The organism is Sphingomonas sp. (genome assembly GCF_035714405.1).
Taxonomy (GTDB): Bacteria; Pseudomonadota; Alphaproteobacteria; order Sphingomonadales; family Sphingomonadaceae; genus Sphingomonas.
Genome location: NZ_DASTMA010000018.1, coordinates 785,354 through 798,173 on the forward strand (window position 1 = coordinate 785,354; position 12,820 = coordinate 798,173).

At 68.2% G+C, this 12,820-nt stretch carries 13 protein-coding genes; 5 read left to right on the forward strand and 8 right to left on the reverse strand.

Annotated elements, in window-relative coordinates; genetic code table 11:
* Positions 1 to 5: 5 nt before the first annotated feature.
* The 7 genes from VFQ64_RS10665 to VFQ64_RS10695 all read right to left on the reverse strand — a co-directional run bounded on the left by VFQ64_RS10665 (position 6) and on the right by VFQ64_RS10695 (position 7,793).
* Positions 6 to 986, reverse strand: coding sequence for a UDP-glucuronic acid decarboxylase family protein (locus tag VFQ64_RS10665; RefSeq protein ID WP_325103263.1), 981 nt, complete (start codon positions 984 to 986; stop codon positions 6 to 8).
* 26 nt (positions 987 to 1,012) lie between these two features.
* Positions 1,013 to 2,095 (reverse strand): CgeB family protein, encoded by a 1,083-nt coding sequence (locus VFQ64_RS10670; RefSeq protein ID WP_325103264.1) that lies wholly within the window; start codon positions 2,093 to 2,095, stop codon positions 1,013 to 1,015.
* Complete coding sequence (locus VFQ64_RS10675; RefSeq protein WP_325103265.1) at positions 2,092 to 3,204, reverse strand: CgeB family protein; 1,113 nt, start codon at positions 3,202 to 3,204, stop codon at positions 2,092 to 2,094. Before VFQ64_RS10675 ends, VFQ64_RS10670 begins: the two co-directional genes overlap by 4 nt.
* Positions 3,201 to 4,307 carry a CgeB family protein gene (locus VFQ64_RS10680; protein WP_325103266.1) on the reverse strand — a complete coding sequence of 369 codons (1,107 nt, stop codon included), beginning with the start codon at positions 4,305 to 4,307 and terminating at the stop codon, positions 3,201 to 3,203. The genes VFQ64_RS10675 and VFQ64_RS10680 overlap by 4 nt, the downstream gene beginning before the upstream one ends.
* Entirely contained in the window at positions 4,304 to 5,443 is a 1,140-nt protein-coding gene (locus tag VFQ64_RS10685; RefSeq protein WP_325103267.1) for a glycosyltransferase family 4 protein, read from the reverse strand. The genes VFQ64_RS10680 and VFQ64_RS10685 overlap by 4 nt, the downstream gene beginning before the upstream one ends.
* Entirely contained in the window at positions 5,440 to 6,513 is a 1,074-nt protein-coding gene (locus tag VFQ64_RS10690; RefSeq protein WP_325103268.1) for an SDR family NAD(P)-dependent oxidoreductase, read from the reverse strand. The genes VFQ64_RS10685 and VFQ64_RS10690 overlap by 4 nt, the downstream gene beginning before the upstream one ends.
* Positions 6,514 to 6,677: 164 nt before the next feature.
* Positions 6,678 to 7,793, reverse strand: a complete 1,116-nt coding sequence (locus VFQ64_RS10695) for an SDR family NAD(P)-dependent oxidoreductase (protein ID WP_325103269.1) — start codon at positions 7,791 to 7,793, stop codon at positions 6,678 to 6,680.
* A 176-nt stretch (positions 7,794 to 7,969) separates the two neighbouring features.
* Here VFQ64_RS10695 and VFQ64_RS10700 point away from each other — a divergent pair, with 176 nt between their 5' ends.
* From VFQ64_RS10700 to VFQ64_RS10710, 3 genes are read left to right on the forward strand one after another with little or no spacing between them, the layout of a single operon-like run.
* Positions 7,970 to 8,569, forward strand: a complete 600-nt coding sequence (locus tag VFQ64_RS10700; RefSeq protein ID WP_325103270.1) for a histidine phosphatase family protein — start codon at positions 7,970 to 7,972, stop codon at positions 8,567 to 8,569.
* Complete coding sequence (locus VFQ64_RS10705) at positions 8,569 to 9,348, forward strand: TIGR04290 family methyltransferase (RefSeq protein WP_325103271.1); 780 nt, start codon at positions 8,569 to 8,571, stop codon at positions 9,346 to 9,348. The genes VFQ64_RS10700 and VFQ64_RS10705 overlap by 1 nt, the downstream gene beginning before the upstream one ends.
* Entirely contained in the window at positions 9,345 to 10,259 is a 915-nt protein-coding gene (locus tag VFQ64_RS10710) for a glycosyl hydrolase (protein ID WP_325103272.1), read from the forward strand. The genes VFQ64_RS10705 and VFQ64_RS10710 overlap by 4 nt, the downstream gene beginning before the upstream one ends.
* A gap of 1 nt (position 10,260) precedes the next feature.
* Here VFQ64_RS10710 and VFQ64_RS10715 read toward each other — a convergent pair whose 3' ends face one another.
* A complete protein-coding gene (locus VFQ64_RS10715; protein ID WP_325103273.1) occupies positions 10,261 to 10,785 on the reverse strand; it encodes a DUF1003 domain-containing protein in 525 nt (174 codons plus the stop codon).
* A 52-nt stretch (positions 10,786 to 10,837) separates the two neighbouring features.
* Between VFQ64_RS10715 and VFQ64_RS10720 the strand changes: the two genes are divergently transcribed.
* Positions 10,838 to 11,806, forward strand: coding sequence for an MDR/zinc-dependent alcohol dehydrogenase-like family protein (locus VFQ64_RS10720; protein WP_325103274.1), 969 nt, complete (start codon positions 10,838 to 10,840; stop codon positions 11,804 to 11,806).
* A complete protein-coding gene (locus VFQ64_RS10725) occupies positions 11,803 to 12,798 on the forward strand; it encodes a Gfo/Idh/MocA family oxidoreductase (protein ID WP_325103275.1) in 996 nt (331 codons plus the stop codon). Before VFQ64_RS10720 ends, VFQ64_RS10725 begins: the two co-directional genes overlap by 4 nt.
* Positions 12,799 to 12,820 lie beyond the last annotated feature (22 nt).

Below are 12,820 nucleotides of genomic sequence, written 5' to 3' on the forward strand. Positions count from 1 at the left end.
GCGGCTCAGGCGGCGGCCATCTTCGGGCGGGCGAGTTCCTCCGCAAACCAGGCACAGGTCTTCTCCAGCCCCTCCGCCAAGCCGACGCGCGGCTCCCAACCAAGCAGCGCCTTGGCGCGGCTGATGTCAGGGCGGCGACGGCGCGGGTCGTCGACGGGGAGCGGCAGGTAGACGACCTTGTTGCGCGTGCCGGTCAGTGCGACGACATGGTCGGCCAGCTCCTTGACCGTCAGCTCGACCGGATTGCCGACATTGACCGGCTCCATCCCCACATTGCTCTCCATCAAGGCCGTCAGCGCGTCCACCATGTCGGAGACGTAGCAGAAGGATCGCGTCTGGCTGCCGTCGCCGTAAAGCGTGATGTCGCGGTCGGAGAGCGCCTGACAGATCAGGTTGGAGACGACGCGGCCGTCTTCGGGATGCATGTGCGGGCCATAGGTGTTGAACAGCCGCGCGACCCGCACCTCGGCCCGCCCCATCCGCGCATAATCGAACGCCAGCGCCTCGGCCGCACGCTTGCCTTCGTCATAACAGGCGCGCGGGCCGGTGCAGTTGACCGAGCCGCGATAATCCTCCTGCTGCGGATGCACCTCCGGATCGCCGTAGACCTCGCTGGTCGAGGTCAGCAGCAGCCGCGCGCCGGCGCTCTCCGCCAGCCGGAGCAGCCGGTTGGTGCCGACCACGTTGGTCATCATCGTGTGCTCGGGATCGAGCTGATACAGCGGCGGCGACGCGGCGCAGGCGAGATTGTAGATACGCGTGATCCGGCCTGCCTCCGCTGTCACGGCCTGCGGCAAGGGATCGACGATGTCGGCCTTGATGAAGCGAAAGCCTGGCCTGCCCTCCAACAGACGGAGGTTGGAAGCGCGCGCGGTCTGCAGGTTGTCGAGACACAGCACCTCGTCGCCCTGATCCAGCAGGCGCGCGATCAGGTGCGAGCCGACGAAGCCCGCTCCCCCGGCGACCAGCGTGAGTGGATTGGTCAAGGACATTCCCTTCTTCTACCCGCCCACTATGCCGCGCCCGCAACCGTGTTGCGGCGCGGCATCGGGGTGGCCGAGGCGAGGTGTTGTTCGAGCTCGACCGCCCGATGTGCGGCGGTATGTTCGGCAAGAATGCGCGCGCGACCGGCGGCGCCGATCGCCTCGGCGTCGAGCCGGTCAAGGGCGGCGAGCACGTCGGCGGTGCCGTCGGCCAAGACGATTTCGCGATCGGGCGCGAGCAGCTGGTCGAGACCGTCCCAGCGGTCGGACACAATCGCCGTGGCGCAGGCCGCCGCCTCGAACACCCGTACCGAGGGTGACCAGCCGCGCGCGATCATGTCCGCCCGCGTGACGTTCAGCGTCCAGCGCGAGGCCGAGTAGAAGGCGGCATGTTCCGACGGCGGCAGATGCTCGATCCGTTCGACATTGGCCGGCCAGTCGATACCGGCAGGATATTGAGGACCAGCGACCACGAACTTCTTGTGCGGTGCAGCACGAGCCACGTCAACCAATAGCCGCGTCAGCGTCGGCTGGCGATCATCGCTATAGGTGCCGAGGTAGGACAGATCCCAGCGCTTGGCCTCGCCCGTCGCGCGATACACGCCCGCATCAACCGAACAATACAGCGCGCGCGCCGCCGGCGAGCCATAATGCTCCTCCAGGTACGCCAGCGTCGGTCCGCCGGTGAAGGACAGGTACATGTCATAGCCGGCGATCAGGTCGGGCGTCAGATACTCGAAATCGCCTCGCTCCAGCTTGGCCAGCGTCACGGGCGTGTCGATATCGTAGAAGGCAACGACGCCGGTGGCGGTCCGTTGCGCGAAGCGGCCCACGGCCACGCCATCGGGCACATAGGAGCCGACGATCACCGCATCCGCGCGCGCGATCTCTCCAGCCCAGCGATGCAGTTCATCCAGGTCGCGATAGAGCTCCAGCCGGCACCAGTCCGGATCCGCCAGATCACGCTGGCCAGCGTACCACGGCACGTCGCGTTCGAGGAACAGCACCTCGTGCCCCCGCGCCGCGAACGCCCGCAGCAGCGCGCGAAAGGTGGTGGCGTGACCGTTACCCCAGGACGAGCTGAGCGACAGACCGAGGACGACGAGCTTCATGCAGCTTCCCGCGCCCGGGCGACATTCTGGCGGAACAGCGCATCGACCTGATGGCCGCGCAGTTCATAGGTGTGTTCGGCGAGGACGCGGGCAAGCGCCGCCTGCCCGATCGTTCCCGCGCGCTCGGGCGTGAGGCTGCGGAGGTGCTCGGCGACATCCTGCCCGTCGCGCGCCACCAGCACTTCTGTGTCGGGGGCGAGGAACTGCTCGATTCCTTCCCACGCGTCGGTGATCAGGCACGCGGCGGCGCCGGCGGCCTCGAACACGCGGGTCGCGGGCGAGAAGCCGATATGCGCCATCGAGTCGCGCGCGACGTTCAGCACCGCGGCCGGAGTGCAGTTGAAGGCGTTGTGCTCGGCCGTATAGACATGGCCGCGGTGGCGGACGTTGGCCGGCATTGCCTTGGTCTCCCAGCCGTTGCCGCCGATCAGGAAGCGTCGGTCGGGGAGCGACGCGGCGGCGCGGAGGAAGAATTCCTCCACCCGCGCCTCGCGGTCGGGCAGCCGGTTGCCGAGGAAGGCGAGGTCGCAGGCGAACCGCTCGTCAGGCGCGACCGGATGGTGGGTCTGCGGGTCGAGCGCGTTGTAGACGGGGATGCATTGCCTGGCGCCAAAGCCGAGATAGGCGTCGACCACGGGCGGGCCGCCGCCATAAGTCAGCACCATGTCGAGCTCGTCGAGCGCGCCGAGCACCGGGTGGCCGGGGTCGGCGCGCATCTCGTCGAGCGTCGCGGCGGCGTCGACGTCCCAGAAAATCTTCAGCGCATGATCGTGGCCGGCGTCGAGGATGCCCTCGAGCAGCTCGCGGTCAAACACCCCGACGCCGCTCGCCTTGACGACGATGTCCGCCTCGCCTGCCCGCGCCAGGACGGAGCGCAGCCCCTCGGTTGTAGCAGGATAGACGACGCTTTCCGCATAGGCGGGCGGGTCGATGTCGCGGTGCTGCTGGCGGTCGAAGGCGTCGGGCTCGTAAAAGGTGATGTCATAGCCGTGACCAGCGAGCGCGCGCAGGATGCCGCGGTAGTAGGTCGCGGCGCCGTTCCAATAGGAGGAGACAAGGCTGGAACCGTAAAAGGCGATCCGGCGTCCTGAGCTTGACGAAGTGTTCACGCGGCGTTCCTTATGGGGAGGCCCATCTGGCCGGCGATCGCGAGCAGCTCGGCGGCGCGGTGGGCGCAGGTATGGCGGGCACGGACCGTCTCCAACCCGGAATTCACCACCTCGGACCGGAGGACAGGATCGTCGCGCAAGCGGCGGAGATGGTCGACAACCTCCCCGCCGTTTCGCGCCACCATGAAGTCCTGGCCCGGGCGGAACAGCCCCTCGCTATCATCCCAGGGCGCGGAGACCAGCGGGATGCCACAGGCCAACGCCTCGAAGACGCGGATGGTGGGGATGCCGGGCAGGATGGTCGCATAATAGCGGCGGGGGACGTGCACGGTCGCCAGCGCGCGCGCGAAGAGTTCGGGCGCGCGGGCATTGGGGGTCCAGCCATGGTAGCGGGCGCCGTAGCTTGCGAGCATCGCCCTGGCTTCGCCGGGGTAACGAACGCCGTAGACGTCCAGCGGCAGTCCGGCGGCTCGCGCTGGATCGAACAGGAACTCCGCCAACTCTGCGGTGCGCTCGCCGTCACCCCAATTGCCGATCCAGACAATGCCGTCGCGCGGCCGCTCGATCGCCGGCGGGTGGAACAGGCGGGTGTCGGCGGCTTCGTGCCAGGTCCAGACCCGATCCTGCCAGCCCCAGCCTCGATATACCTCCGACAGCGTTTCGCCGAACGCGAGCACGCCGTCGTAACCGCTGAGGTCGAACGCGCGCATCTCTTGCGGAGCGCTGACAGCGCGGTGGTGCGTGTCGTGGAACAGCAGGCGGAAGCCGCCGCCATGTTTGCGCAAGGCGCCGATCGCCGCGACGACCGCGGGCTCGTTCCACTCGTGGACGATGACCAGATCGGCGCCGTCGATCAGCGCAAGCGGGTCGGCATCGGCGGCATAGGTTTGCGGTCGGAGGTCGGGATAGGCGGTACGAAACGCCTCCAGACCCGCTTCGCCGGCATCGGCGAGGAGGTTGTCGAGGCTCCAGCCGGTGTCGGGCTCCAGCGCACATACGTCATGGCCGAGTGTCTGCAGCTCGCGCAGCACACCGCGCAGGAAATGGGCGTTGCCGTGGTTCCAGCAGGATCGCAGCGAATGGGTGAAATAAACGATCCTCACGCCGCCACCCGCTCGGGCGCGCTGACCAGCCCGCGGTAGATCGCGAGCATCCCCGCCGCCATTGCCGCCGGCGTGTAGCGCGCGGCGCGAGCGCGGGCGGCTTGGGACAGGTGCGCGCGCAACCCCGGCTCGGACCGAATGCGGGCGATCGCGGCGACATAGGCCGCAGGTTCTTCGTCGGGTACCAGCAGCGCGGCGCCCGCCCAGAGCTCGCGGAATGTGTCGATCGAGGATAGCACCAGCGGGCAGCCGGCTTGCGCGGCCTCCAGCACGGCAAGCCCGAATGGCTCGAAGCGGGTCGCAGAGACGAAGATCGGCGTCCGCACATATTGGGCGGCGAGTGCTTCCTCGCCCAGTGTGCCGAGCAGGTGGAGATGCGCGGGTGCGACGGTCTCCCCATGCGGGCCGACCACGGGACCGGCGGCCCGAAATGGAACCGACAGCCGCGCCGCCACGGCGTCGAGCAGGGCGACATTCTTCGCGCGGTCCCACAGCCGCCCTGCGGTGAGCACGTAATCTGCGGACTCCGCGCGACGTGCCTCGGCAGGCGCGCGGCCATTATGAACGACCAATGGCGTGAACGGCAGCGCATAGTGACGCTGCACCTCGGCCGCATAGCTGGCGCTGGGTGCGACCACCACGTCGGCGGCGAGCAAACCGGCGCGCATCGCCTCGCCATGCCAGGCATATTCGGACGACGGGGCGGAATGGTCGGCCGCCGCAAACCAGGTGCCGATACAGCCATGCGTCACCGCAACGACGGGCACGGGGAAATCGCCAGCCGTCGCGAGCGCAGGCGAGTTGAGGTGGATGAGGTCCACGTCGTGCGCCGCGGCGAGGCCGGCGATGGCGCGGCCCGCCTGACGAACCGCTTCGGTGTCCGGGGCCAGCCAGTCCAGCGGCAGATTGGTGGGAATGGTCCGTACGCATCCGTGCCGGTCGGCAGGTCGTGCCACCATCGGGGCGACTCTCGCCGACTTCCCCTCTTTCGCCGGCGCCACTGCCGGGCCGGAGCGCGAAGACGGGCCCAGCACGGCCAGGACGACCTCCACGCCGCTGTCGCCCAGCGCCGCCGAGAGGTCGTGGGCATATTGCCAGACACCGCCCACCGCGTCGCAGGTCATCAGGATCTTCATGACGCCATGCGCGCCAGCGGGCCCGCGAGTTCGGGTTCGATCGGCAGGTTGAGGCGGCGTTCGGCCGCGAGCCACCGCGCCAGTCTGGCGACGCCTTCTTGCCATGGCAGTTTCGCACCCAAGCCCAAGGCGTCTTCCGCCGCGCGGGTGTCCGCGACAAAGTACCTTTGGTCGCCCGCGCGCCAATCGCTCCATTCGACCGCGACGTCGTGGCCGACGAGGTCGCCCATATGTTCGAGCAGCTGCCGCAGCGACACCGCGTTAGCCGGCCCGCCGCCCAGGTTGAAGGCGCGCCCGGCGACGCGGTCGATCCGCCGCCATGCCTGGATATACGCTTCCACCGCGTCGGACACGTCGAGGATGTCGCGGACCTGATAGCCGTCGCCATAGAGCGTGATCGGCTTGCCCTCGAGCGCGCGGATCAGGAAGTGCGCGACCCACCCCTGATCCTCGGTGCCCATCTGGCGCTGGCCATAGATGCAGCTCATCCGCAACACGCAGGTCGGCACGCCAAAGCTGCGGGCGTAGTCGAGCACATACTGGTCCGCCGCGCCCTTCGACACGCCATAGGGCGTGTGGAAATCCAGCGGCCGCCCCTCGCCGATGCCGTGGTCGCGGACCTGCGGATCGACCGGGACATAGGCCTGGTCCGCCAGCTCGAAATCGAGATCGCCGAGGTCGCCATAGACCTTGTTGGTCGAGGCGAAGATCAGCGGCGTTTGCGCCCGCGCCATCCGCAAGGCTTCGAGCAGCGCGAAAGTGCCGCCGATGTTGATCGCGAAGTCCTCGGCCGGATCGGTCATCGAGGTGGTGACCGCAACCTGTGCGGCGAGGTGAAACACCGCCTGCACGCCGGTCGCCGCCGCGCCGAGGCGCGCATGGTCGCGGACATCGGCGTGGATGAAGTCGATTCGCTCGCCGTGGCGCGATTGCAGCCAGTCCAGGTTGCGCTCGGTGCCGGCGCGGCTGAGCGAGTCATAGATGCGGACGGTGTGGCCGTCCGCGGCGAGGCGATCGGCGAGGTTGGAGCCGATGAACCCGGCGCCGCCCGTGACGAGGATGGGTGCCATCTAGATCCTCCCCGCTTGCGGGGAGGGGGACCGCTCGCGCAGCGAGGGGTGGAGGGGCGTTGCGGCGAAGCGAGACGTCCGTGACGACCGCCCCTCCACCATCGCGCGAAGCGGCGCAACGGTCGCCCTCCCCGTGCCGGGGAGGATCGAAAAAGCAGAAACCCTCACGCCACCAGCCCCCGCCGATCGAGCTCGGCGCGCGCGGCGGCGACGTTGTCGGTCGCGGTCTGCTGCGCTACCCAGCCGGCGAGTTCGGCGAGACCCTCGCCAAAGTCCTGACGCGCGCGGAAGCCCAGCCGCTGCTCGCTCAGCGCGGTGTCGCAGAAGCAGTGACGGATGTCGCCGATCCGCGCTTTGCCGACGATCTCCGGCTCCAGATCGTTCTTGCCCATCGCGCGCGCGAGTTCGACGCCGACCTCGCGCACCGAGCGGTGATGCCCCGAACCGATGTTGAAGGTGCCGCCGACCGCTTCGGGCAGCACCAGCGCGTCGGCGAAGGCGCGCGCCACGTCGGTGACGTGAACGAAATCACGCCGCTGCTCGCCATCCTCGAAGATCATCGGCTGCTGGCCGTTGAGCAGCCGCGACGCGAAGATCGCCAGCACCCCGGTATATGGGTTGGAGAGTGCCTGCCCCGGACCATAGACGTTGAACAGCCGCAGGCAGACGCTCTCGATGCCATATGGCGCGCCCATGATGTGGGTGATGCGCTCCTGGACATATTTGTTGAGCGCGTAGATCGACGACAGCGCCGGGCGCTTCCACTCCGGCGTCGCCATCGGCGTCAGCAGCCGCCCTTGCGCGTCGGTCGGATCCCATTGCGTCAGGCCGTCACGCAGATTCGGCCGGTCGGCATCTTCGACGGTGTCGCCGTCGGCGTCGGTGTACAGCCCCTCGCCATAGATCGACATCGACGAGGCGGTGACGACGCGGCGCACCCGGTGATCGATCAGCTTCTCGAACAGCACCGCCGTGCCGACATCGTTGGTGGAGGTGTAGCGTTCGACCTCGTACATCGACTGGCCGACACCGACCTCGGCGGCGAGGTGAATGACGCTGTCAACCCCGTCGAGCGCGCGCGACACGGCGTCGTCATCGCGGACGTCGCCGCGGACCAGCTCCGCTTCCTTGTTGAGCATCTTCGAGCCATTGACGGCGCCGTGCACCTGCGGGATCAGGCTGTCGAACACGCGCACGCTGTTGCCGCGCCGCAGCAGTTCCTCGACCACGAAGCGGCCGATGAAGCCGGCCCCGCCGGTCACCAGGATCCGCTCACTCACGCCGCGCGCTCGCGGCCAACTACTCGTGATTGCATTCCAGGCTTAAACCCCTCTATACAACTCGCAACGCCCCCGGAACGAAGCTTCATCTTCTTTGTTCCTGTTTGCCGACACAGCAACGGCTTGGGCGGCCATTCGTTACAACCTATGTTAAGTACTTGAGGCGATCCGCTGAGATGTCGGCGACTATTCTGCTCGTCCGTCATGCGGCGCATGTCGACCTCGGCCGGCGGCTCTCGGGCCGTGCCGGGGGCGTGCCGCTGACCGAAAGGGGGCGGCATCAGGCCGCCGCGCTCGGCGCGCGCTTGGCGCCGCTTGGCGTCACACGGGTCGAGTGCAGCCCGCTGGAGCGCACCCGCGACACGGCGGCGGCGATCGCGCTGGCCTGTGGACTTCCCGCTCCCACCGAGGCCGAGGATCTGCTCGAGATCGACATGGGCAAATGGACGGGCCGTGCCTTCGACGACTTCGGCGACGATCCCGTATGGCGGGCGTGGAACACGCGGCGCAGCTCCGTCCGTATTCCAGGCGGCGAGACGATGGCGGAGGCGCAGGACCGCATCGTCGCGCACATGACGTGGGTCGCGGCCCACCACGACGCCGGCACGGTGGTGATGGTCAGCCATTCGGACATAATCCGTGCCGCGGTCGCGCATGTCCTGGACCTCCCGCTCGACCATCTGCTGCGATTCGACATCGACCCGGCTTCGGTTACAGGCGTCGCGGTCGCCAACTGGGGCGCCAGACTATTGTGGCTGAACGAGACGGGGGGTTGATGTCGGAACGCTTGCGCGAACAGGTGGCGGAGCTGGCGCCATGGTTCCACAACATCGATCTGGGTGGTGGTATCCACACCGCGCCTGATCATTTCCTGGGCGACTATCCGCGCTTCAAGTTCGCCCGGTTCGCCGATGCGCTCCCCGCCGACCTGACCGGCAAGACGGTGCTCGACATCGGCTGCAACGCCGGTTTCTATTCGGTGGAGATGGCGCGGCGCGGGGCCGCGCGGGTTGTCGGGATCGACTCCGACGACCGCTACCTCGAACAGGCGCGCCTCGCCTCGGCGACGCTGGGCTTCGGCGAGGTCGAGTTCCGCAAGCTATCGGTCTATGACGTGGCTGCGCTCGGCGAGCGGTTCGATCTCGTGATCTTCATGGGGGTGCTCTATCACCTCCGCCATCCGCTGCTGGCGCTCGACCTCATCCGCGAGCACGTCGCCGGCGATATGCTGCTGTTCCAGACGATGCAACAAGGGTCGAAAACGGGGTGGACCCCGGTCGAGGACCATCCCTTCCACATGCCGGGTACCTATGACCCGCCCGCCTTCTTCGACGATCCCGCCTATCCCAAGCTGCACTTCATCGAGCGCAAGTTCGCCGACGACTGGACCAACTGGTGGGCGCCGAACCGGGCGTGCTCGGAAGCGATGCTGCGCGCGTCGGGCTTCACGATCGAGGCGCATCCCGAGGACGAGGTCTATCTCTGCCGCACCGCGCCCGTCCCATACGGCGACTGGGGCGCAGCGGCGGTCTATCCAGCAGGAGCAAGCGAGTGACCGTCGAAGCGGCGATGATCTGGAACGAGCCCAACAACAAGTCGCATTGGGATCCGAACCTCGACCCCGATTGGAGCATTCTGGCCGATACCGTGACGCGCGCAGGCACCGCCATCGCACGCGCGAACCCGCAGGTGACGCGCGTGCTCGGCGGCATGTCGCCGATCGACCCTGCCTGGGTGCAGCGGATGGAGGCGCTCGGCGCGCTCGACGCGGTGGACGTGGTCGCGGTGCATGGCTTCCCGCTCGACTGGAATTTGTGGTCGATTCACGATTGGCCCGCCAAGGTCGCCGAGATCGAGGCGGTCACGGATAAACCGGTGTGGGTGACCGAGGTCGGCGTCGGCTCGTTCGGCGCGGAGGAGGTGCAGGTGTTCGGGGTCAAGCGCACCGCCGAGCTGCTAGTCGGCCGGGTCCCGCGCATCTTCTGGTACTCGCTATTCGACCTGCCGATGGAATGGGGCGCCACCACCCGTCATCGCGAGGCGGAGGGCTCCAGCTACTACCGTCACTTCTACATGGGCCTGATCCGCCCGGACGGCACGCCGAAGCCCTCGCTGGACGAATATGCCAAGGTCGCGGGCGAGATGGGGCTGATGCAGTGGTTCCACTATCGCGACCCCCGGCTCGACGATGCGGTCGCCTGGATGAAGCGGCTCGGGACCAGGCACCTGCGCACCGGGCTGAGCTGGGCGGATTCGTTCCAGGAGGACGCGCTCGGCTGGTTCGACCGGCAGATGGAGGCGGTGCAGGACTTCGACGTCACCGTCACCTTCTGCTTCACGCCCGAGCATCTCGGCGTCGAGCCGCACCACACCAGCCCGGCGCGCGAGCCGCAGGCGTTTGCCGACTTCTGCCAGCAGATGATCGAACGCTATGCGCCGGCGCGGGCGACCGTCGCAGCGGGGTGAGTTACTCGACCTCCTTCTGCCCGAGCGCGTCCAGCACGACTTCGGCGTCGACGCTTCGCTCGATCTCCTTCACGTCGGCGGTCCGGGCCGGAACCCCGACCCGCTCGGCGATCGCAGCGACCACTCCGGCCAGCTTCGACAGCTCGTGCTCGGCCAGAAGGTTGATGTGGAGGTCGAGATCGGCGCGACGGTCGGCGGCGGCGGCCATGCGATTCTGGCTGATGAGCACGAAGGTGGACAGGAAGATCGCCTCCACCGACGCCGCCATCGCCAGCACCACGAAGCTGGGATCGAATGGCGCGACGATCGGCAGCCAGCCGAGATTGATGAGGATCCATCCCCCGAACAGGACCAGGTGGATCACCACGAACAGCATCGAGCCGGTGAAGCGGGTGATGCGATCGGCGACCTTGTGGCTCAGCCGCTCCGCCTGTGCCTCCTCTCGCCGTCGGCGGGTCAGTCGCTCGATATTGTCGGCCAGCGTCGCGGTCATACCCGGCGAGGCACGGTCGAGTTCGGACATCATGCGTTCCCCTATTGTGGCGGTGAGAACGCGGGCGCGGTCGAAAGGTTGTTGAGTGGCGCAGACGATGAACGCGGCGGTGCTGACCGCCCCGGGAACCATGACGATGGCGCGGGCGCCGATGCCGGAGCCTGGACCCGGCGAGGTGCGCGTGCGGCTGGAGGGGTGCGGTGTCTGCGCCTCCAACGTCGAGCCGTGGGAGGGGCAGCCCTGGTCGACCTATCCCGGCGAACCCGGCGGCATGGGACATGAAGGCTGGGGGGTGATCGACGCCTTAGGTTCCGGCGTCACCGAGACGTCGGTAGGCGACCGGGTGACGACGCTCGCCGGGCGCAGCTTCGGCCAGTTCGACGTGGTGGCTTCCGACCGGCTCGTGGTGCTGCCCCCTGCCCTGTCCGGCCCATTCCCCGGCGAGCCGCTGGGGTGCGCGATGAACATCTTCCGCCGCGCCGACATTGCGACGGGCCAGTGGGTGGCGATCGTCGGCATCGGCTTCCTCGGCGCGATCCTGTGCCGGCTGGCCAGGGAGGCCGGCGCGAGGGTGATCGCGATCTCCCGGCGCGAGGAGTCGCTGGACCTCGCGCGACGCTATGGCGCAGCCGAGACGATCCCGATGCACGATCATCATGCGATCGTTTCGCGGGTGCAGGCCCTCACCGGCGGCTGCGGTGCGGAGCGCGTGATCGAGGCGGTGGGCAAGCAATGGCCCCTCGACCTGGCGGGCGAGCTGGTCGCCGAGGGCGGCAAGCTGATCGTCGCGGGCTATCACCAGGACGGTCCACGGCAGGTGTCGATGCAGATGTGGAACTGGAAGGGAATCGACGTGATCAACGCCCATGAGCGCGATCCGGCGGTGCAGATGCGCGGACTGCGCGAAGGGGTGGAGGCGGTTGCGTCCGGTCGCGTCGACCTGGCGCCGCTGCTGACCCACCGCTACCCACTGGAGCGGATCGGCGAGGCGCTGGCAGCGACGCGCGACAAGCCGAAAGGGTTCGTGAAGGCAGTGATTGAGTACGGATCGTGACCCGGCCCCGTATCGGTTTTCTCGGCACCGGCTGGATCGGCAGGCATCGCATGGCGGCGATGCTGGACACTGGTCTGGTCGAAGCGGTCGGTATTGCCGATCCCTCGCCCGAGATGGTGGCTGAGGCGCAGAAGCTCGCGCCCGATGCGCAGGTGGTGGACAGACTCGACGGGCTGCTGGCACTCGGTGTCGACGGCATCGCCATCGCGACGCCTTCGGCGCTGCATGCCGAACAGTCGATCCAGGCGCTGGACGCGGGCGTCGCGGTGTTCTGCCAGAAGCCGCTCGGGCGTGACTCGGCGGAGGCGGCGCGCGTGGTCGAGGCGGCGCGACGGGCGGACCGGCTATTGTCGGTCGATTTCTCCTATCGGTACACCACCGGAATGCAGGCGATTGCGCCGCTGGTCCGCGACGGCGCGTTGGGCCAGGTGTTCGCGGTCGATCTGACCTTCCACAACGCCTACGGCCCCGACAAGCCTTGGTTCTACGATCGCGCGCAATCCGGCGGCGGCTGCGTGATGGATCTGGGCGTCCACCTGGTCGATCTCGCCTTGTGGGTGCTGGGTTTTTCGGCCGTGGACGGCGAAGTGGCAGCCCAATTGCTCTCAGGCGCGCAGCTGCTGTCGCGTTCGTCGGACGAGGTGGAGGACTATGCGACGGCGCAGTTCCGGCTGGCGAACGGCACGAGTGTACGGCTCGCCTGTTCGTGGCGGCTGCAGGCGGGTCGCGAGGCGGTGATCGAAGCGGCCTTCTACGGTACGCAGGGCGGCGCCGCGCTGCGCAACGTCGGCGGCAGCTTCTACGATTTCACCGCCGAGCGGTTCACGGGCACCGGGAGCGAGACGCTGACAGCGGGCGCGGACGATTGGGGCGGTCGTGCCGGTGCGGACTGGGCGCGGCGGCTGGCGCAGGGTGCACGGTTCGATCCGGCGGCCGACGAGCTGGTACAGGTGGCCCGGGTGCTGGACGCGATCTATTCGGCTCGAACGTAGGTTGCCGGTGCGCCCTTCCGGG